The sequence below is a fragment of the Achromobacter sp. DMS1 genome (genome assembly GCF_001270295.1).
Window position 1 is genome coordinate 1 of the sequence record NZ_LHSJ01000040.1, and the last position, 20,394, is coordinate 20,394.

The window sequence follows — 20,394 nt, forward strand, 5'->3', positions numbered from 1 at the left end:
AACCCCGGCAGCGAGGGAGGGCCGTGCTACCTCGTGTCCCTCGCGCCCGGCGACGGCGCGCGCGCCGCGTGGCAGGCGGGCGACATCGCCGAAATCGGCCCGCGCCGCGAGCGCGGCGGCCAACGGTTGCCCCACCGTGAATATTCCATCGCCTCGCTGCCGCAGGATGGCTGCCTGCAACTGCTGGTGCGCCAGATGCGCGCGCCCGACGGCAGCCTGGGGCTGGGCAGCGGCTGGCTCACCGAAATCGCCCGCATCGGCGACGAGATCGAGCTGCGCGTGCGGGTCAATCGCAATTTCCATGCACCCGCGGACGGGCGGCCGCTCATTCTCGTGGGCAACGGCACCGGGCTGGCCGGCCTGCGCGCCCCACATCCAAGCAGCGCCGCGCCGCCGGGCATCGGAGCAACTGGCTGATCTTCGGCGAACGCAGCGCCGCCCGCGACGCCCTTCTGCAACGCCGAAATCGAAGCCTGGCTGGCCGACGGCACCCTGGCGCGCGCCGACGTGCCTACTCGCGCGACCAGCCCCGGCGCCGCTACGTCCAGCACGTGCTGGCCGAGCAGGCGGCGCAGCTGCGGCAATGGGTGGAAGCGGGCGCCGCGATCTACGTCTGCGGCAGCCTGCAAGGCATGGCCGCGGGCGTGGACGCGGCCTTGCGCGAGATCCTGGGCGCAGAGCGCCTGCTGGCCCTGCAGCACGAAGGCGGCTACCGCCGCGACGTGTACTAGGCCCCAGGGCGCACAGGCGGATGATCGGGCTTCAGGCCAGGCGCGGCCGCCGGCTCATTGCAGCGTGATCTGCGCTTTCTCGATCACGCCTTTCCAGCGGTCGCGCTCGGCGCGGATCTGCGCGGCGAATTCGGCGGGCGTGTTGCCCAGCGGAAAGGCGCCGCTTTCTTCCATTTTCGCGGCGGTGGCCGGATCGCGCACGGCCTGGGCGAAGGCGCCGGCCAGTTTGTCGCGCACGTCCTCGGCCAGGCGGCGGGCGCCACCACGCCGTACCAGGCCGTCACGTCGTAGTCCTTGTAGCCCTGCTCGGCAAAGGTGGGCAGTTCCGGCAGCCGCGGATTGCGGACCGCGCCGGTAATAGCCAGCGCGCGCAAGCGGCCGCTCTTCACATAGGGCAGCGACGAGGGGAAGTTGTCGAAAATCACCGGCACCACCCCGCCCACCGTGTCGGTGAGCGCGGGCGCGGACCCGCGGTACGAAATGCTGTTCATCTTGCCGCCGATGATCTGCAGGAACCAGATCATGCCCAGGTCGTTGACTCCGCCTGCCCCCGCATTCGCGTATCCGTCCTTGCCCGGATTGGCCCGCACGCGCGAGACAAACTCGGCCTCGGCAAGATGTTTGGCGACCCAAAGGACGGTTCATCCCCGCATACGCGGGGAACACCCCTGTCGTTTGATCTGTTGTTGCCTCAGTATCGGTTCATCCCCGCATACGCGGGGAACACCTGGCCGCCTGTGGCCGTGAGCCGCGCGACAACGGTTCATCCCCGCATACGCGGGGAACACCGGTTATGTTGACCTGATTGCCGCCCTGAATGCGGTTCATCCCCGCATACGCGGGGAACACCCCACGTTCGGATAGACGTAGCACGCCTTGGGAAACAGGCTCGCATACCAGTCCGCGGAGGGTTCGTCCTCAATAACGGGGCAGAGCACGTGAAGCACAGGCGGCGCGCGCCGCTCGATGCCGTCCGGCGCGGGCGTGCCGTCGGGCAGGCGGGCATGCCGTTGCAGGCGACCGGCGCGCTGGATGAGCAGATCAATGGGCGCCAGGTCCGTGACCATTGCATCCATATCGATATCAAGCGACTGCTCCACCACCTGAGTCGCGATCAGCACACGGCCACGACGCGTCTGCGGACCCGAGCGCGCGCCGAAATCGCGCAGCACGCGGTCCTCGATGTCGAGCCGGTCGCCCATGGCGAATCTTCCGTGAAAGAGCGTCAATTGATCGGGGGGCAGGCTGGCCGCCAGCAGATCGCAGGCCCGCAGGGCGTCCTCCACGGTGTTCCGGATCCAGCACACGCAGCGGCCGGCGGCCGCCTCAGCCAACACGGCGGCAACGGCCTCGTCCTCGCGATGACAAAAGTTCACTTGCACGCGCCGCACCAGCCGGGGCCGGGTCTGGCAGGCATGGACCGCAATGTCCTCGCCCATGCGCGTGGCCAGCGGATAGCGCAGATCGGGCGCGACGTCGATCGGCGGCAGGCCCAGGCCGGCGCGGTAGTCCTGCAAAAGCTCTGCGCGGTAGAAAGAAGGCAAGGTCGCCGACAGCAAGATGGCGCTGCCGCCCTGCCGTGCATGGCTGGCCAGCAGGCGCTTGAGCAATGTGCGCACGTAGCTGTCGTAGGCGTGGACCTCATCCACGACGAGCACTTTGCCTGCCAGGCCCAACAAGCGCAGAGACTGGTGCCGCACGGGCAGCACGCCCAGCAGGGCCTGGTCGATCGTGCCCACCCCGACCTCGGCCAGCAATGCTTTCTTTCTGTTGTCCGCGAGCCAGGCGCTGCATGCGGCCGAGGCCGTGGCCTCTTCGGGCGTGTAATTGCGGTCTGCCGGCAGACGTCGGACTGAAGAATGCTTTGCCTGAACCCCTCCATGAGATGGCGCGCGCCGTGCGCCAGCACCAGCGATGGCAAGGCATCGTCGGCGAACAGATGTCGATATACCGAGCCGACCCGCTGGTACATCTGATTGGCCGTCGCCATGCTCGGCAGGGCGAAGTACAGCCCGCACGCCAACCCTTTCTCCATGAGCCGTTGCACGAGCATGAGCGCGGCCTCGGTCTTTCCCGCGCCGGTGACGTCTTCCAGGAGAAACAGTTGCGGCCCGGCTTCCAGCGCCACGCTGGCCGCATAGTGCTGCAGCGGCGTAGGTTCGCGCAGATAATCGAAAAGCCCCGTCGGTCCGGACCAGGGACGCGCCGTTTGCGCTTGCAGGCCAGCCTGGCGGATGGCGGTTTGCGCGCGCGGCAAGGCGGTGTTTCGCCAATAGGTCGACAGATCCTGCGGTTCCTGGCGATAGGCAAAGACGGACTGATTGGACCCCAGCCAATCGGCAAGCACCGCCAGGCCGGCCAAACGCCATGCGTGCTGCCGCAGCATTTCCAGTTGCTCCCGGCCGGGCTTCGGAATATCGGGCGGCGCCCAGCCCGCCGCCAGCGCCTGGGTGTAGGCCGCGGCCGCTTTTCTGTCCTCGTCGAGGAAGTGGTCCTCGACGTACAGGCCGGACAGCCCATCGCGGCTGGCTTCATGAGGCGGTTTGCCGTGGTGCCCCACCGCCGTTTTCATCCAGGCCGCCCAGAAATCTCCTTCGGCATTCGGCAGAACGTCGGCAAGCGTCTCGGGGGCAAGATCGTCCCGCCACAAGATCCAGCCCAAGGTATCGTGCCGATACTGGTAGGGCATGCCGGCATCGTTCTGCACGAGATCCGCCGACAGGCCCGGCGCCCGGCCCTGGAAGCCTCGGGCAAACTTGCCCACGTCGTGCAGCGCCAGAAAGAACACCGCCAAGGCATTCACCACGGGCAGCGGCCACCCAAGCGCTTGTGCAAGCCGCGTCAGGGAAAACTGCGGCAGCTGGAGCAGCTGCCATCCGCATGCGGCCACATCCAGGCCGTGAAAGGCCAGGAGATGATAGCGATCCAGACCCGCCTGGACAGGCGACGCCTTTCCCCAATAGGCAAAATACGAAGCGCTGACTGTCATCGATTCATGCGTTTTGTGGAACATGACGAGCACGCGCAGCGGCATTGCCGGTTTGCGCTACCTTTGAATTATGGCTTTTTAATTCAAAAAGTAAAATTTCCCACAATCCGCCCGGCGCCGCTTCCGGACCTTGAAGCACTTACCTTCGGCCTCTTGCGTTGCGCTTGAATGGTTTCTGCACGCCAGCGCCGGCATTGCCGCCCCGGCGACACTGCGCCGCATGAACACCAGTGAGCGCAATGAACACTTGCGTACGAACGTTGCCGTGCCGTCGAATGGGGGCCGGTCCGTGCCGACCTTTGTTGCCGCGCGCGACCGACGCCGAGCCGATTGATCTCATGAACAGAGCGGCGCCATGGGTGCGCGTGCACCGATGCACCTCGTCCGGGACGCCCGGGTGCTGCCGGGCGCACCGCAACAGAGGCAGAGGCACGCGACCGCCCGCCTCTGCCGTCGGGCCTGCCGGCGCATCAATGGTAAGGTGTCGTCCTGGCCGCGCCCGCCGCGCGGCGCGCATCCGGCGGCGGGCCGGCGGCCGATGCGCGGAACCCAAACGGGCCGGGCAACAGCGCGGCGCGGCTTTCATAAAATAGCGCTCCAGAAGGCGGCCGAAGCCGGCGCAACGAACGGGCGGCCGCGGACTTGCCGCCGCCCCACACAACAGAATTCCCCACCTATCCATGCAAGCAGGACAAGCAAAAACCCAGAAATCGCGGGCCGCCGGCGACGAGTCGCTCAACGGCCACACTCCGATGATGCAGCAATATCTCCGCCTCAAAGCGGAGGCCGGCCCGTTGCTGCTGTTCTATCGCATGGGCGATTTTTATGAAATGTTCTACGAGGACGCGGAGCGCGGCGCGCGTCTGCTGAACCTCACGCTGACCAAGCGCGGCGCGTCCAACGGTTCGCCAATCCCGATGGCAGGCATTCCGGTGCATGCCATGGAGCAGTACCTGGCGCGGCTGGTGGCGCTGGGCGAGTCGGTGGCGATCTGCGAGCAGATCGGCGATCCGGGCGCGTCCAAGGGGCCGGTGGAGCGGCGCATCGTGCGCATCGTGACGCCGGGCACGCTGACCGACGACGCGCTGCTGCAGCTGCCAAGGCCGACCGGGCGCTGGCGGCGGTGTTCGTCACCGGCACGCGCGCGCGCCGCGCGCCGGACTGGCGTGGCTGAACCTGGCCAGCGGCGATTTCCGCGTCACGGAATGCGCGCCGGCGCAGCTCGAATCCGAGCTGCACCGCATCGCGCCGGCCGAGATTGTGTGCGCCGAGAGCGCCGACTTCCCGTTCGCCTTCGAGGGCGCGCGGGCGCGGGTGCCCGATTGGCATTTCGAGGCCGACAGCGCGCGCGCGCACCTGCTGTCGCACTTCAAGACCGACACGCTGGCGGGCTTCGACGTCGAAGACATGCCGGCCGGCATCTGCGCGGCCGGGGCGCTGCTGCGCTACGCCGCGCGCACGCAGTCGCAGGCGCTGGCGCACGTGCAGAGCCTGTCGGCCGAGCGGCCCGGCCAGTACGTGCTGCTCGACCCGGTCACGCGGCGCAACCTGGAGCTGACGCAGACCCTGGCCGGCGAAGACTCGCCCACCCTGTTCTCGCTGCTGGACGGCTGCCGCACGCCCATGGGCAGCCGCCTGCTGCGGCGCTGGCTGCACCATCCGCTGCGCGAGAACGCACCGGCCCTGGCGCGCCAACGGGCGATTTCCACCCTGCTCACGGGCCGCCTCGACCTGGAAGAAACCTTTGCCGCGCAGGGCCTGCTGGAATCGCTGCGCAACGCGCTGAATGCCTTTCCCGACATCGAGCGCATCGCCGCCCGGCCTGGCGCTGCGCTCGGTCCGGCCGCGCGAGCTGGCCAGCCTGCGCGATGCGCTGCAGGCGCCAACGCTGCACGACCTGGTCTCGCCGCTGGCGGGCGACTCGCGCCTGGCCGAACTGGCGCAGCACCTGTCGGTGGACCCGGCGCTTGCCGCGCTGCTGGCGAGGGCGATCGCGCCGGAGCCGGCCGTGGCCGTCCGCGACGGCGGCGTGCTCGCAACCGGTTTCGACGCCGAACTGGACGAGCTGCGCGCGCTGGCCGCCGACGGCGGCGACTTCCTGCTGCAGCTCGAGGCGCGCGAGCGCGAACGGACCGGCATCTCCAACCTGCGGGTGGAGTTCAACCGCGTGCACGGCTTCTATATCGAAGTCACCAAGGGCCAGACCGCCAAGGTGCCCGACGACTATCGCCGGCGCCAGACGCTGAAGAACGCGGAGCGCTACATCACGCCCGAGCTCAAGAGCTGGGAAGACAAGGTGCTGTCGGCGCAAGACCGCTCGCTGGCGCGCGAGAAGTGGCTGTTCGAGCAGTTGCTGGACGTGCTGGCCGAGCACGTGCGCCCCCTGTCGGACTGCGCCGCGGCGCTGGCCGAGCTGGACGTGCTGGCCGCGCTGGCCGACCATGCCCGCCGCCACGACTGGGTGGCCCCGGAGCTGTCGGAACAGGCCGACATCGACATCGAGGCGGGCCGCCACCCGGTGGTCGAACGCGCCATCGAGCGTTTCACGCCCAACGGCTGCCGGCTCGACCCGGCGCGCCGCATGCTGCTCATCACCGGCCCGAACATGGGCGGTAAGTCCACCTACATGCGGCAGGTGGCGCTGATCGCGCTGCTGGCGCGGGTGGGCAGCTTCGTGCCCGCCGCGCGGGCGCGCATCGGCAAGATCGACCGGATCTTCACCCGCATCGGCGCGGCCGACGACCTCGCGGGCGGACGCTCGACCTTCATGATGGAAATGACCGAGGCGGCCGCCATTCTCTCGTCCAGCACGCCCAGCAGCCTGGTGCTGATGGACGAGATCGGCCGCGGCACCTCCACCTACGACGGCCTGGCGCTGGCCTGGGCGATCGCCTGCCGGCTGCTCGCCCACAACCGCGCGCTGACGCTGTTTGCCACGCACTACTTCGAGATGACGCGCCTGCCCGCCGAACAGCCGGCGGCGGCCAACCGCGGATGCGCCGGATCATCTGGATGGATTTCTCGATGTCGGTGGGGTTCAGGCCCGCCATCACCTCGTCCAGCAGCAGGATGCGCGGCCGGATCGCCAGGGCGCGCGCCACCTCCAGGCGCTTCATGCCGCCCACGGTGAGGCTGCGGGCCTCGGCGTTGAGGTACTTCGTCAGGTCGGTCTGCTCGGCCACCTTGAGCGCGATCTGCTCGGCCTCGTCGCGGTCGGTGGTGCGGATGAAGGCGCCCAGCATGATGTTCTCCAGCACCGAGAGGCCGGTGAACGGCTTGGCGATCTGGAACGTGCGGCCCAGGCCGCGGTGCGCGAACTGGTCGGGCGACTTGCAGCTCACCCAGGTGCCGCTGGCGTCCAGCATGCTGACCGCGCCCTTGTCGGGCGAGAGAAAGCCGGAAAGCAGGTTGAACACCGTGGTCTTGCCTGCGCCGTTGGGCCCGATCAGCCCGAGGATCTCGTTCTGGTTCAGCGTGAGGGATACGTTGTCGGTGGCGCGCAGGCCGCCGAAACTCTTGAACAGCCCTTCGGCCTTCAGCACCGGCTTGCCGGCCGCGGCGGCCGGGCGCAGCGGCTGCACGTCGGCCAGCGCGGCCGCCGGCCTGCGCGAACCGAGATAGGGCAGGCGGGCCAGCCAGCGCTCGATGGCCGGGCCGAACGCGCCGGCAAGCCCGCGCGGAATGGTCAGCACCACGATCACCAGGATCAGCCCGTAGATCAGCCCGTGCATGCCGTTGCCCACGCTGCTCAGCCAGCCGCGCGCCAGCTCGGCGATGGGCAGTACGAGAAAGGTGCCGGCGATGGGGCCGGCCACCGTGCCCAGGCCGCCGATCAGCGCGAACATCGCGATCTGCACCGAGAGCTCCAGCGAGAAGGCCGAGCTGGGATCGACGAAGGTCAGGTAGGTGATGTGGAAGGCGCCGACGATGCTGGTGAGCACGGCGGACACCACCGCCGCGGCGATCTTCATGCGTACGGTGTGTATGCCCACCGCCAGGGCCGCGTCTTCGCGTTCGCGGATGGCGATCAGGTAGTGCCCCATGCGCGACTTGCGTATGTACCACGACACCCAGGTCACCAGCACGAAGAGCGCGAAGGCGATGATGACGTAGTTGATCTTTTCGCGGAACACGATCCACGTCCAGCCGATATTCAGCGGCAGGCTGATGCCGCTGGAGCCGCCGGTCCAGCTCTCCTCGTGGATCACGAGCAGGCGCACCACTTCGAGGATGGCGATGGTGGCCAGCGCGAAAAACGGCCCGCGCAGCCGCAGCGTGGGGTAGCTGATGACGATGGCCACCACGGCGGAGATCGCCGCGCCCGCGATCATGCCGAACCACGGCGAGATGCCGAAGTTCTGCGTGAGCAGCGTGGCCGTGTAGCCGCCGATGCCGTAGAACACGGCATGGCCCAGCGAGAGCTGGCCCGCGTAGCCGCCCACGACGTTCCAGGCCACGGACAGCGCCGAGAACACGAACAGCAGCACGAACAGGTTGGTCCAGAAAGGCGTGCCCATGGCCAGGGGCACGAGGAACATCGCGATCAGCAGGACGAGGCTGACGTAGGTCTTGGGATGTCGGAAATCGGGAAACACGTCTGGCTCCTTGTTGTGCGGGTCACTCGGTGCCGACGCCGAACAGGCCGGTCGGACGCAGGACAAGGATCAAGAGGAAGATCCCGAAGTAAACGACTTCTTTCAGGTCGGGGGCGATGTAGTAGCCGGCCAGCGTGTCCACGATGCCGATGATCATGGAGCCGGCCACCGCGCCGTAGAGGCTGCCCAGCCCGCCCAGCACCACGATTACGAAGGCCGTCAGCACGAAATACGTGCCCACTGTGGGGAACACCGGGTATTGCGGCGCCAGCAGCCCGGCGGCCACGCCCACGAAGGCGGTGCCCAGGCCGAAGGCGATGGCATAGACGCTGTTGACGTTCACGCCCATGAGCGTGGCGGCGTAGCGGTGCTGGGCCACGGCGCGCAGCGCGCGGCCCAGATAGGTGCGGTGCATGAACACGTGCAGCAGCGCCGCGAGTCCGATGCCGACCACGAAGGTGATGACCTGGCCGGTCACCATCGAGTACGGGCCCACGTCGATCGCGCCCGTGCCCAGGTCCGCCGGGGCCCGGAAGACGTTGGCGCCGAACACCACCAGCGCGAGGTTGAGCAGAATGGTGGAGATGCCGACGGTGGCGAAGATCTGGATGTGCTGGTCCGCGTGCAGCAGCGGCTGGATGACCGCCCGCTGCGTCAGCACGCCCAGCGCGAACAGGATGACGGCAACCGGGATCAGCCCGGCATAGGGATGGACGCCGAAATGGGCGGCGATCAGGTAGACCAGGTACATCCCCACCATCAGGAACTCGCCGTGCGCGAAATTCACCACGCGCACGACGCCGAAGATCAGCGTCAGGCCCAGGCTGATGATGGTGTAGGCGCCGCCCAGCAACAGGCCGTTGATGACCAGTTGAATAAAGATATCCATGGTGCAGTCTTCTAATGTGAACAGGCCCCGGGGCGGGGCATGCGGGCGGCGGGCCGCTCCGGCATGCCCCGGTCAGCGCCGGACGCCCCCGAGCGTCCGGCGCGGGCAATGCGGCAATGCGCCTACTTGTTGAAGACGGGCTTGCCGAGCGCGAGGTTCTCAGGGGCGATGGTGACCAGCTTGCCGTCCTGCCACTGCATCACGTAGAAGGTGGAGGCGTTGTTCTGGCCGTCTTCCCCGAAGTCGAAGCCCCAGCCGTTGGCAGTCTGGCCGGCGGGCTTCTTGTAGGCGAGCACGGCCGCGCGGATCTTGTCCTTGTCGGTGGACTTGGCGTTGGCCATGGCTTCGAAAAAAGCCTTGGCGCCCACGTAGTTGGTGAGGCTGTGGCCCGATTGCGGATCGGACTTGTAGGCGGTCTTGTAGGCCTGCAGGAACTTGTCCAGCCCGGGCGCGCCGGCGGGGTTGATGGAAGCCTGCGGGAAGTCCAGGTCGAACACCCCGTTCATGTCGGCGCCCACGGCCTTGGCCGTATCCGCCAGCGAGTAGCCGCCGCCCGCGCCCACCACGACCTTGGGCTTGAAGCCGGACGAGCGCGCCTGGCGGAAATACAGGATGGCGTCGTTCTGGTAGGCGGTCTGCAGCACCACGTTCACCTTGGACCCTTTCAGGCGCAGGATGAGCGAGGACAGGTCCACCGTCTTGGCGGAGTAGGGCAGGACTTCGGCCACGGTGTAGCCAAGCTCTTCGGCGCGCTTTTTCTCGGTGGCCGCCACATCGGTGCCGTAAGGGCCGTCTTCGTGGATGATGCCGATGCGGATGTCCTTGGGATCCAGGCCCATGCCCGGCGCGATCATGTCGTGCAGCGCGTTCACCACGGCCACGCCGTACAGGCCGGTGTTGGGGTTGCTGCGGAACAGGTACTTATAGCCGCGCGTGGTGATCTTGTGCGCGGTGGCGCCCAGCTCGAAATAGGGCACGCCGGCCAGTTCGGTGACGGGGGAGGCCGCATAGGAAATACCGGAGGCATAGCTGCCGAACACCGCCGCCACATTGGACGAAATGAGCCGCTTGGTTTCCGACACGGCCTGGGTGGGATCCACCGCGTCGGCTTTGACGATTTCGATCTTCTCCCCGTTGATGCCGCCCGCGGCGTTGATTTCGTTGACCGCCAGCTCCAGGCCCCGGTAGCTCTCCTGGCCCAGCAGCGCCAGCGCTCCGCTGAACGGAAAGAGGGCGCCCACCTTTACGTCGGCGCGGCCGAACCGGCCGCCAATGCGCCGCACATCCCCAGCGCCAAAGCAAGTTTGTTGAACTTGAACACTGTCTACGCTCCTTTGTGATTGGTGTGCGGACTCTGGTCCGTCTGTTTTTGGAAATATATGATATATGGCCTGGCGGGGTACGAAACCTCGAATTGGATTCTAGTGGCGGGGCTTGCGGGCCGAATCGGGGATTTCCCTCAAGCCGCATGAATAAAGCCTTAGCGCGCAGCGGGCAGACCTGTGAGGCATGTATTTCACGGCTTGCCGACACGACGGAAAATTCATTCGCTTGACGATGGCGGCGCGATTTTTATCATATATCGTATATGATTGGCCGGCGCCCATACACCACAATCGAGGAGACACGCGCATGTTCGAGGAAGTGGATTTCACCGGCAGAAAAGTGCTCATCACGGCCGCGCCGACGGGTTGGGCCTGGAAATGGCCAAGGTGTTCCGGCATGCGGGCGCCTCGGTATTCGTCTGCGACGTCAACCAGGAGCGCCTGGACGCGCTGCCCGCTGAATTGCCCGGCGTGCATGCCATGAAGGCCGACGTATCCGACGAGGCCGGCGTCGACGCGCTTTTCGAAGCCGTCTCGAACACCCTGGGCGGCCTGGACGTGCTCATCAATAATGCCGGCATTGCGGGCCCCACGGGTTTCGTCGAAACCCTGAGCAAGGCCGATTGGGACCGCACGCTGGCGGTGAACATCACCGGCCAGTTCCTGTGCGCGCGCCGCGCCATTCCCATGCTCAAGCAGTCCCGCGCGGCGTCATGATCAATATGTCGTCGGCGGCCGGCCATCTCGGTTTCGCCGGCCGTTCTGTGTATTCGGCTTCCAAGTGGGCGGTCATCGGTTTCACGAAATCGCTGGCCATCGAGCTGGGGCCGCACGGCATCCGCGTCAATGCGATCCTGCCGGGTGCGGTGGAAGGGCCGCGCATCCGCGCGGTCATCGCCGCCAAGGCGGCGACCCTGGGCCGGCCGGTCGAGGAAATCGCCGCCCAGTACGAAAACCAGGCGGCGCTGGGCCGCATGGTGACGGCGCGCGACATCGCCAACATGGCGCTGTTCAACGCCAGCGAGGCCGCGCGCAGCGTGAGCGGGCAGGCCATCGTGGTCGACGGCTTCACGCAGAAGCTCTGCTGATGGGCGCCGGGCAGCGGCCGTGCGCCGCCATCATCGGTTGCGGCCTGATCGGCCAGGGCTGGGCCATCGTATTCGCCCGCATGGGCTGGGAGGCGCGGCTGTACGACCCCGCCGACGGCGCGCCGAGCGGGCGGTGCGAACTCGTGCTGCGGCAGCTGGGCGAGCTCGAGGCGCAGGGCATGGTGGACGACGCCCGCGCCGCCGGAGCGCGGGTAGGCGTGGCCGCCACCCTGCGGGCCGCATTGCGCGGGGCGGCCTACGTGCAGGAGAACTCCCCCGAAAAGGTGGAAGTCAAGCGCGAGCTTTTCTCCCGCCTGGACGCCGAGGCCGATCCCGACGCCGTGATCGGCAGCTCCACGTCCAGCATTCCGGCCAGCGCCTTCACCGGGCACCTGGCCGGGCGCGGCCGCTGCCTGGTGGCGCATCCGGTGAATCCGCCCTACCTGATCCCCGTGGTGGAGATCTGCCCCGCGCCATGGACCGATCCGCGGGCCGTGGCGCGCGCCGCCGACATCATGCGCGCCATCGGCCAGAAGCCCGTGACCCTGCGCCGCGAAATCGAGGGCTTCATTCTCAACCGCCTGCAGGGCGCGCTGCTGCACGAAGCCTTCCGGCTCGCCGGCGCGGGCATCGCGAGCGCCGAAGACATCGACACCACGGTCAAGGACGGCCTGGGCCTGCGCTGGTCTTTCATGGGGCCGTTCGAAACCATAGACCTCAACGCACCGGGCGGCATCGCCGATTACTGCGAACGCTACGGCGGGCTGTACCGCGGTATCGGCGCGTCGCAGGGCGAGTGCGTGCCCTGGGAGGGCGAGCTCGTCCAGACCCTGGCGCGCGAACGCCGCGCGCTGCTGCCCGAGGAAGACCTGGCCCGGCGCCGCTTCTGGCGCGACGAAAAACTCATGCGCCTGATGCGCCACAAACAAAGCAACGGAGACGAGAATGGCTAAAGCCAGACAGAAGGTCATCATCACTTGCGCCGTGACGGGCGCGATCCACACGCCCAGCATGTCGCCGCACCTGCCGGTGACGGCCGACGAGATCGCCGAGGCGGCCATCGGCGCGGCCCGGGCGGGCGCGGCCATGCTGCACCTGCACGCGCGCGATCCGCAGACGGGCAAGCCCTCGCAAGACCCGGCGCTGTTCAAGCCGTTCCTGGAGCGCATCAAGAGCGAAACCGACGCCGTCATCAACATCACCACCGGCGGCAGTCCGCACATGACGGTGGAAGAACGCATGCGCCCGGCCACCACCTTCAAGCCGGAGCTGGCCTCGCTCAACATGGGGTCGATGAACTTTGGCCTCTTCCCCATGCTGAACCGCTTCAAGGAGTTCAAGCACGACTGGGAGCGCGAGCACCTGGAGAACAGCCGCTCGCTGATCTTCCGCAACACCTACCAGGACATCGAGTCGATTCTCGCGCTGGGCAACGCCAACGGCACCCGCTTCGAGTTCGAGTGCTACGACATCAGCCACCTGTACAACCTGGCGCACTTCGTCGACCGCGGCCTGGTGAAGTCGCCGCCCTTCATTCAGTCGGTGTTCGGCATCCTGGGCGGCATCGGCCCGCACCCGGAAGACCTGATGCACATGAAGCGTACGGCCGATCGCCTGTTCGGCTCGGAATACGAGTGGTCCATCCTGGGAGCGGGGCGCAACCAGATGCCGCTGGCGACCATCGGCGCGGCCATGGGGTCCAACGTGCGCGTGGGGCTGGAGGACTCGCTGTGGATCGGCCCCGGCCAGCTCGCGGAGTCGAACCGCGTGCAGGTCGAACGCATTCGCAGCATCATCGAGGCGCTCAACCTGGAGGTGGCGACGCCGGACGAGGCCCGCGCCAAGCTGGGCCTGAAAGGCAAGGACAACGTGGCGTTCTGAAAAGGGGGCAGGCGCGGCCGGCTTAGGCGCGGCCGGCTCAGGCGCGGCCGGCTCAGGCGCGGCGCCGCAGGGCGTGGCCAGCTCGGCGACCGTCAGCCGCCGGTCGAAATTGGCGGCGTGGCGGGCCTTGAGCGTGAGGCTGGCCGCGGTTTCGAGCACCCCGTCGTCGAAAGGCTGGGCGCCCAGCTCACGCAGGCTGCGCGGCAGGCCGACGGCCCCGTACCACTGCGTGAGGGTTTGCAGCATGTCGTCGTCGCGCCGTTCCAGATCGAGCTGTACCAGCAGGCCCAGCGCCACCTGCAGCCCGTGCAGCGCGGCGGCACGCCGGGAATGCGCGGCAGGCCGCGCGTAAGGGCGTGGGCGATGGACAGGCCGCCGCTTTCGAACCCGAGTCCGCTCATGAGGATCATGGCTTCCACCACCCGCTCGAAGGCGGGCGTGGGCCGCCGGTGCCGGCCGCGTCCAGGGCCGCCGCCCCATCGGCCAGCAGTACGCGCAGGCAGCCGTCGGCAATGCATTGCGCCGTGAGCGGCGGCGCCGCGTCGTACATATTGAGCCCGCCGTTGCGCGCGCATTGCCCGGCCTCGAACTTCTTGGAAACGGCGTCGCCCAGGCCGGCGCGGAAGAAATGCGCCGGCGCGGTGGCGATGACCGCCGTGTCCACCAGCACGATGGTGGGATTGAACAGCATGTGCTCGACGGCGAGGAGCTGGTGATGCGCGTCGTAGAGCACGTAGTTCTTGCTGGTGGGCGCGTCGTTGGATGCCACCGTGGGCACGGTGAGCAGATGGCGGTGCACCGACTTGGCCACCGCCTTGCCCGCGTCCAGCGCCTTGCCGCCGCCCACGGCGATCACCATGTCGGGCGCCGCCCGCGCGGCCTGCGAGCGCAGCGATTGCACCTGGTCCGGCGTGAGGTCGCCTTCCACGAAGAGAGGCGTCAGGCCCACCTGCCGCGACGCGCAGAGGCTTTCGATCTTCGGGCCCAGCATGCCGTGCACGTGGCGGTCGATGACCAGCGCGGCGCGGGGGCCGAACAGCGCCGCGTAATCGCCCAGCGATTCCAGCGCGCCGGGGCCCTGCACATAGCGGCCCGGCGCCGAAGATCTTCAGCATGCTTGCTCCCTATTTGTTGCGTGCGCCTGGCGGGCGGTAGTCGAGTTCTTTTTCGCGCTCCACCAGCCAGTCGATCATGATCTTGCCGCCCCATACCAGATCGGCCTGGATGGCCTTGGCGGCGGCCTCGGAATCGCGCGCGGCCAACGCCTCCAGCACGGCCTCGTGGCGGTGCTGCCCCTGGGAGTAGTCCAGCCCCGCGGTCTTGACGTGGAACACCTTCAGGATGGGCCCGGTAATGACCCAGAACGATTCCACGGTGTTGCGCAAAATGGGCTTGTTGCTGGCTTCCAGGATGGCGAAATGAAACTTGCGGTTGAGGTAGCTGGCGCGCTTGGGGTCGGTGGACGTGCAGGAAATGAATTCCTGCTGCAGCGCGATCAGGTTGTCGAGCTGCTTGCGCGTGATGTTCTTGGCGGCCTCGGCCGCGCCCATGCCTTCGAGGTGGAAGCGGATCTGCTGGATTTCGCGCAGCTTCTCGGAGTTGACGTAGGGCACGTACACCGCGGTGGCGGCCTGCATTTCCAGCCCCTGTTCGCTGATGAGGCGGAAGATGGCCTCGCGCACGGGCGTGATGGACACGCCCATTTCCTGGGCCAGTTCGCCGATGATGAGGCGCTCGCCGGGCTCGTACTGCCCGTTGATGAGGGCGTTGCGGATTTCGTTGTAGACCCTGACGGACAGGTTCTCTTTCTTGACCGGTTTGAGACTGGGCATGGCGGTAAAGGCTGGCGGGTAGGGAGTCCGGGAACGGATTCTAGCCCGTCGTAGCCTGGGCGAAGCGATGAATATATATTATATATCATATATTATTGGAGAAAACGGCGGCGCCGGAAACGGCGGGCCCGGTTTCGGACGAAAAGCCAGGGCCGCGCGGCGCGCGATATCCTGCCCTGTCGCAAGATAAAGAGGAGCATCCACTCATGAAGGAAATCAGCGGCAACACCCGGCTGTTCGGCATCCTGGCCGATCCCATCTATCACGTGAAAACGCCCCAGCGCCTGAACGAGCATTTCGCGCGCATCGGTTTCGACGGCGTGTGCGTGCCGTTGCATGCGCGGCCCGACAACCTGGCGGCGGTGGTGGCCGGCCTGCGGGCGCTGGAAAACCTGGGCGGCTTCGTCGTCACCATGCCGCACAAGTCCGCCATCCTGGCGCTGGTGGACGAGGTGTCGCCGGTGGCGCAGAAAATCGGCGCGGCCAACGTGGTGCGGCGCAAACCGGACGGCCGCCTGGTGGCGGACATGCTGGACGGCGAGGGTTTCGTGCGCGGCCTGCGCGAGGCGGGCATCGATCCCGCCGGCAAGAGCGCCTATCTGGCCGGCGCCGGAGGCGCGGCCAACGCCATCGGCTTCGCGCTGGCGCAGGCGGGCGTGTCGCGGCTCACCATCGCCAACCGCACCACGGCCAAGGCCGAAGACCTGAAGGCCCGCATCCTGTCGCTGCATCCGCAGGCGCGCATTGACATCGGCGGCCCCGATCCTGCCGGGCACGACCTGGTCGTCAATGGCACCTCGCTGGGCATGAAGGAAAACGATCCGCTGCCGCTGGACGCCAGCCGCCTGGCACCCGACCAGATCGTATGCGAAGTCATCATGCAGCCGCAGGACACGCCGCTGCTGCGCGCCGCCCAGGCGCGCGGCTGCCGCATCCACTATGGCGCTCCCATGCTGGCCTGCCAGATCGCGCTGATGGCGGAAACCATGGGCGTGAAGCCGCGCGACGCTTCCGGAACCGCGAGATGAGCGACTTCGATTTCATCATCGCCGGCGGGGGCACCGCCGGCTGCATCCTGGCCAACCGCCTGAGCGCGAGCGGCCGGCACCGGGTCCTGATGCTGGAGGCCGGCCACGAGGCCCGCAGCATGTGGATCTCGATTCCGGCGGGCTTCTCCAAGCTGCTGGTCAATCCGGAATACAACTGGCGCTTCGCCACCGAGCCCGAAGACAACACGCTGGGCCGCGTGATTTCCGTGCCGCGCGGCAAGGGCCTGGGAGGATCGTCCCTCATCAACGGCATGATCTACGTGCGCGGCCTGCCCTCCGACTACGACGCCTGGGAGGCGGCGGGCGCCGCGGGCTGGGGCTTTCGCAGCGTGGAGCGCGTATTCCGCAAGATCGAGAACTACGAGGCTGGCGACGAAACCCGGGGCAAGCAGGGGCCCATGTACCTGGAAGAGGTTTCGGAGCGCTTTCCGGTTTCGGATGCCTATGTGCAGGCCGCGCAGCAGGCCGGCCTGCCCTGGAACCCCGATTACAACAGCGGCGTACAGGAAGGGGTGGGCTATTACCAGGTGCTGCAGCGCCATGGCCGGCGCTGGAGCGTGGTGGACGGCTACCTCAGGCCCGCCTCGGGGCGCGCCAATCTCAAGATCGAATGCGGCGCGCACGTCACCCGGCTCGTGTTCGAGGGCAGGCGCTGCGTGGGCGTGGCCTACCGCAAGAACGGCGAGGAGCACGTCGTGCGCGCGGGCCGCGAAACCCTGGTCTGCCTGGGCGCGGTGCAGTCGCCGCAATTGCTGGAGCTTTCCGGCGTGGGCGACCCCGACCGCTTGCGCGCGCATGGCATCGCGATCGTGCATGCGCGGCCCGGCGTGGGCGAGAATTACATCGACCACTTCGCCACCCGCATGAACTGGCGGGTCAAAGGCGCCGTCACCCTCAACGAGATGTCGCGCGGCTGGCGCCTGGCGCGCCAGGTGGCGCGCTACTACCTGCGCCGCAAGGGCATCCTCACGCTGGGCACGGGCCTGGTGCACAGCTTCGTGAAGAGTTCGCCGGGGCTGCCGGCGGCCGACGTGCAGTATTTCTTCGTGCACGCCAGCTACGCCAACGCCGCCGAGCGCATCCTGGACCGCCACCCCGGCATGACCCTGGGCGTGGCCCAGCTTCGCCCCGAATCCGCAGGCAGCATCCACATCCGGTCGGCCGATCCCATGGCGGCGCCGGTCATCCGGCCCAACTTCCTGTCCGCCCAGGTCGACCGCGACAGTCTCATCGGCGGCATGCGGATGGCGCGCCACATCGTCGGGCAGCCCGCCTTGCGGCCCTACATCGCGTCCGAGACCAGTCCGGGCATGGAGGTCCAGACCGACGAGCAATGGCTGGATTTCGCGCGGCGCAACGGCCAGACCATCTACCACCCCATCGGCACCTGCCGCATGGGCGCCGACCCGGCCGCCGTGACCGACCCGCGGCTGCGGGTCCATGGCCTGGAGGGCCTGCGCGTGGTCGACGCCTCGGTCATGCCCAGGATGGTGTCGGGCAATACCCAGGCCGCCGTCATGATGGTGGCCGAGCGCGGCGCGGAGATGATCCTGGAAGACGCGGGCTGAACGCCGCGGCTATGATGCTGGCCGGGCATTTTCGTCATTTTCCAGGGAGCCGCCTTGAACCACGACTCTTCGCGCCTGGTGCGCATCGACCCCACGCAAATGCAGAACGCCGAGCCCGGAAAGCCGCGCCGCCCCATTTCGGGCGACGCCGCTTTCCTTGCCGTTACCGCCTTCGAGGGCCATGGCGGCAAGGCCGAGGCCGGCGTCTGGGAAAGCTCGGCCGGCAGCTTCCAGGCCAATACCGCGGGCTACATCGAGTTCGGCTACATCGTCGCCGGCGAAGCCCGGCTGGTGGACCCGGACGGCACCGTGCACGAACTGAGGCCCGGCTCCGCCTTCGTCATGCCGGACGGCTACACCGGCCGCTGGGAAGTGGACCGCTCCGTGCGCAAGATCTACTTCATCGCGCGGCGGTAGCCCCAGGGCGACCCGGATCCTACTGCGCACGCAGGCCCAGCTCGGCCACGAACTTCTTTTCCTCGGCGACCTGGCGCACGGCAAACGCTGTGTAGGCTTCGCTGTCCATCAGCATGTGGGGCTGGTCGGCGTTGTCCAGCGCGCGGTTGTATTCCGGGTCGCGCGACGCGCGATGAAACGCCGTCTGCAGCGTTTTCACGACAGCGGGATCCATGCCCCTGGGGCCGGCGATGCCTACCGGGTTGGAGGCGACGATGTCGTAGCCCAGCTCGACCAGCGTGGGCGCCCGCGGCACGCGGCGGGCCCGCTCGCTGGCGATCACCGCCAGCAGCCGCGCCTTGCCGGTGTCTATCATCGGCCCCCAGCCCGCGTCGGCCACCATCTGGATGTGCCCGCCCAGCAGCGCGGTGGTTTCCTCGGCCGCGCCCTTGAACGGGATGAAGTTGAAGCGCGCGCCCGTCAGGCGCGACAGGCGCTCGATGGCGATGCGCCCGGACCCGCCCGCTCCGGTTCCGCCGTAGCTGATCGCATCGGGACGCGCGCGGGCGTCGGCGATCAGGTCGGCCAGCGAGTTCCAGGGAGCGTCCTGGCGCACCACGATGCCATACGAATAGGCGGTCATGCAGGCGATATAGGTGAAGTCGCGCAGCGGATCGTAGTTGACCGGCTGCAGAAAAGGGTAGCGGAACAGCGTGCCCACCACCACCGAAACCGTATAGCCGTCGGGCGCGGCGGAATGCGCCATGGCGGCCGGGCCCAGTGTCCCGCCCGCGCCGGGACGGTTGGCGACGACGACGGGCTGTCCCAGTTCGCGCGCGGCCGCGACCGACAGCGCGCGCATCTGCGTATCGGTTGCGCCGCCGGCGGGAAAAGGCACGATGAGCGTCACCGGTCGCTCGGGAAAGGCCGGCGCGCGCGACGCCTGCGGCAGGGCGAGGGCGGCGGGCAGGCCCAGGCCGAGTTTGAGCAGCGAGCGGCGTCTGGGCGACGGCGGGCGATGGAAGGGTTGCGTCATGGGTGTCTCCGTCCTTGTCTTGGTGGGAATTGACGCGCGGCGCCTGCATGTCCCTACAGGGCGATGCCGCGCGCGGCCAGGCTGGCGATTTCGGCGGGCGGATAGCCCGCCTCGCGCAGAACCTGTTCGGTATGCTCACCCGGCTCGGGGGCCTGGCGGCGGATGGCGAATTCGAATCCCGACATCTTGACGGGGCAGGCGATATGAAGGACCGCGCCGTGGCGGGGATGCTCGGTGCGGCGCAGCATCCCGCGCGCCACCACCTGCGGCTGCGCCAGGCTCTCGGCCAGGGTCAGCACCGGAGAGACGCAGCAGTCCGTTCCCTCGAAAAGGGATGCCCAGTGGGCCAGCGGACGGGAACCGATGATGGCGGCCAGTGCGGCCCGCAGTGCCGGCTGGCGTGCGGGATCGCGATGGCCGGCCAGCAGGTCGGGGCGCTCCAGCCGGCGGCACAGCGCCTCCCAGAATTTGGGCTCCAGCGCGGCCACGGCCAGCCAGCGGCCATCGCGGGTGCGGTACTGGCCATAGCACGCCAGCCCGCCCGACAGCGCGTCGGTGCCCGGGGGGCGGGTGCCGCCGCTGGCGTTCAGCGTGGCCAGCGCACCACGTTGCCGGCCAGCAAGCCGTCGGCGATGGCGATGTCCACATGGCGACCGATTCCGGTGCGCCGGGCATCGAACAGGGCGGCGAGCACGCCCATGACGGCGGTCAGCGATCCGCCCAGCACGTCGGCCACCGGCAGATTCGACAGCGCGGGCTCGCCCGATGCGCCGGCCATCTGCTCCGCCACGCCCGTGCACGAGGCGTAATTGAGGTCGTGCCCGGCTTCTCCGCTGCGCGGGCCGTCCTGGCCGTAGCCGCTGATGCTGCAATACACCAGGCGCGGATTCTCCGCCGCGAGCGTGGCGTAATCGGCGCCCAGGCGGGCGGCCACGCCCGGGCGGAAGCTTTCGATCAGCACGTCCGCGCCGCGCGCCAGCGCAGCCAGCGCCTTCCTGCCGTCCGGCTGCTTCAG

13 protein-coding genes and 7 pseudogenes are annotated in these 20,394 nt (G+C 68.1%); 9 read left to right on the top strand and 11 right to left on the bottom strand.

From position 1 onward, the window contains the following. A pseudogene (locus AD428_RS27565) lies at nt 1–417 on the top strand (sulfite reductase flavoprotein subunit alpha); the annotation flags it as partial. A gap of 35 nt (nt 418–452) precedes the next feature. Then, on the top strand, nt 453–731 hold the full coding sequence (locus AD428_RS27570) for a hypothetical protein (protein WP_235489371.1): 279 nt from the start codon (nt 453–455) through the stop codon (nt 729–731). A gap of 54 nt (nt 732–785) precedes the next feature. On the opposite strand, the pseudogene AD428_RS07115 reads toward AD428_RS27570, so the two are convergent. From AD428_RS07115 to AD428_RS29345, 3 genes and pseudogenes are all read right to left on the bottom strand, one after another. After that, nucleotides 786–1,336: pseudogene (locus tag AD428_RS07115) on the bottom strand (tripartite tricarboxylate transporter substrate-binding protein); the annotation flags it as partial. A 219-nt stretch (nt 1,337–1,555) separates the two neighbouring features. Continuing rightward, complete coding sequence (cas3, locus tag AD428_RS29910) at nt 1,556–2,488, bottom strand: CRISPR-associated helicase Cas3' (RefSeq protein ID WP_432205840.1); 933 nt, start codon at nt 2,486–2,488, stop codon at nt 1,556–1,558. A 611-nt stretch (nt 2,489–3,099) separates the two neighbouring features. Continuing rightward, nucleotides 3,100–3,765, bottom strand: a pseudogene (locus AD428_RS29345) (CRISPR-associated endonuclease Cas3''); the annotation flags it as partial. Between the two features lie 635 nt (nt 3,766–4,400). Here AD428_RS29345 and mutS point away from each other — a divergent pair. After that, a pseudogene (gene mutS, locus AD428_RS29350) lies at nt 4,401–6,709 on the top strand (DNA mismatch repair protein MutS); the annotation flags it as partial. A gap of 1 nt (nt 6,710) precedes the next feature. On the opposite strand, the pseudogene AD428_RS07145 reads toward mutS, so the two are convergent. The 3 genes and pseudogenes from AD428_RS07145 to AD428_RS07155 all read right to left on the bottom strand — a co-directional run. After that, nucleotides 6,711–8,315, bottom strand: a pseudogene (locus AD428_RS07145) (branched-chain amino acid ABC transporter ATP-binding protein/permease); the annotation flags it as partial. Between the two features lie 22 nt (nt 8,316–8,337). Then, nucleotides 8,338–9,204, bottom strand: coding sequence for a branched-chain amino acid ABC transporter permease (locus tag AD428_RS07150; protein WP_053244198.1), 867 nt, complete (start codon nt 9,202–9,204; stop codon nt 8,338–8,340). 122 nt (nt 9,205–9,326) lie between these two features. Further along, nucleotides 9,327–10,525: pseudogene (locus AD428_RS07155) on the bottom strand (ABC transporter substrate-binding protein). Between the two features lie 311 nt (nt 10,526–10,836). Here AD428_RS07155 and AD428_RS07160 point away from each other — a divergent pair. From AD428_RS07160 to AD428_RS07170, 3 genes and pseudogenes are all read left to right on the top strand, one after another. Next, nucleotides 10,837–11,617, top strand: a pseudogene (locus tag AD428_RS07160) (SDR family oxidoreductase). Beyond that, nucleotides 11,617–12,570, top strand: a complete 954-nt coding sequence (locus tag AD428_RS07165; RefSeq protein WP_053244664.1) for a 3-hydroxyacyl-CoA dehydrogenase — start codon at nt 11,617–11,619, stop codon at nt 12,568–12,570. Before AD428_RS07160 ends, AD428_RS07165 begins: the two are co-directional and overlap by 1 nt. Further along, the gene (locus AD428_RS07170) at nt 12,563–13,498 is read left to right on the top strand and encodes a 3-keto-5-aminohexanoate cleavage protein (protein ID WP_053244665.1); all 936 of its coding nucleotides are present in this window, start codon (nt 12,563–12,565) and stop codon (nt 13,496–13,498) included. The genes AD428_RS07165 and AD428_RS07170 overlap by 8 nt, the downstream gene beginning before the upstream one ends. A gap of 406 nt (nt 13,499–13,904) precedes the next feature. On the opposite strand, the gene AD428_RS27600 is transcribed toward AD428_RS07170, so the two are convergent. Together AD428_RS27600 and AD428_RS07180 are read right to left on the bottom strand one after the other, a co-directional pair. After that, complete coding sequence (locus AD428_RS27600; RefSeq protein WP_235489367.1) at nt 13,905–14,582, bottom strand: iron-containing alcohol dehydrogenase; 678 nt, start codon at nt 14,580–14,582, stop codon at nt 13,905–13,907. Between the two features lie 40 nt (nt 14,583–14,622). Then, nucleotides 14,623–15,330 carry a GntR family transcriptional regulator gene (locus AD428_RS07180; protein ID WP_053244201.1) on the bottom strand — a complete coding sequence of 236 codons (708 nt, stop codon included), beginning with the start codon at nt 15,328–15,330 and terminating at the stop codon, nt 14,623–14,625. Nucleotides 15,331–15,536: 206 nt separating this feature from the next. Between AD428_RS07180 and AD428_RS07185 the strand changes: the two genes are divergently transcribed. From AD428_RS07185 to AD428_RS07195, 3 genes are all read left to right on the top strand, one after another. Continuing rightward, nucleotides 15,537–16,358: a shikimate dehydrogenase family protein gene (locus tag AD428_RS07185; RefSeq protein WP_053244202.1), complete on the top strand. Its 822-nt coding sequence runs from the start codon at nt 15,537–15,539 to the stop codon at nt 16,356–16,358. Beyond that, entirely contained in the window at nt 16,355–17,947 is a 1,593-nt protein-coding gene (locus AD428_RS07190; RefSeq protein ID WP_053244203.1) for a GMC family oxidoreductase, read from the top strand. The genes AD428_RS07185 and AD428_RS07190 overlap by 4 nt, the downstream gene beginning before the upstream one ends. Nucleotides 17,948–18,046: 99 nt before the next feature. Next, a complete protein-coding gene (locus tag AD428_RS07195; protein ID WP_200907984.1) occupies nt 18,047–18,364 on the top strand; it encodes a cupin domain-containing protein in 318 nt (105 codons plus the stop codon). A gap of 19 nt (nt 18,365–18,383) precedes the next feature. Here AD428_RS07195 and AD428_RS07200 read toward each other — a convergent pair whose 3' ends face one another. From AD428_RS07200 to AD428_RS28810, 3 genes are all read right to left on the bottom strand, one after another. Further along, nucleotides 18,384–19,379, bottom strand: a complete 996-nt coding sequence (locus AD428_RS07200) for a tripartite tricarboxylate transporter substrate binding protein (RefSeq protein ID WP_053244666.1) — start codon at nt 19,377–19,379, stop codon at nt 18,384–18,386. 53 nt (nt 19,380–19,432) lie between these two features. After that, nucleotides 19,433–19,978, bottom strand: coding sequence for a CoA transferase (locus AD428_RS28805; RefSeq protein ID WP_255352195.1), 546 nt, complete (start codon nt 19,976–19,978; stop codon nt 19,433–19,435). Then, on the bottom strand, nt 19,966–20,394 hold a 429-nt coding region (locus AD428_RS28810), incomplete at its 5' end, for a CoA transferase (RefSeq protein WP_255352194.1). The genes AD428_RS28805 and AD428_RS28810, both read right to left, overlap by 13 nt.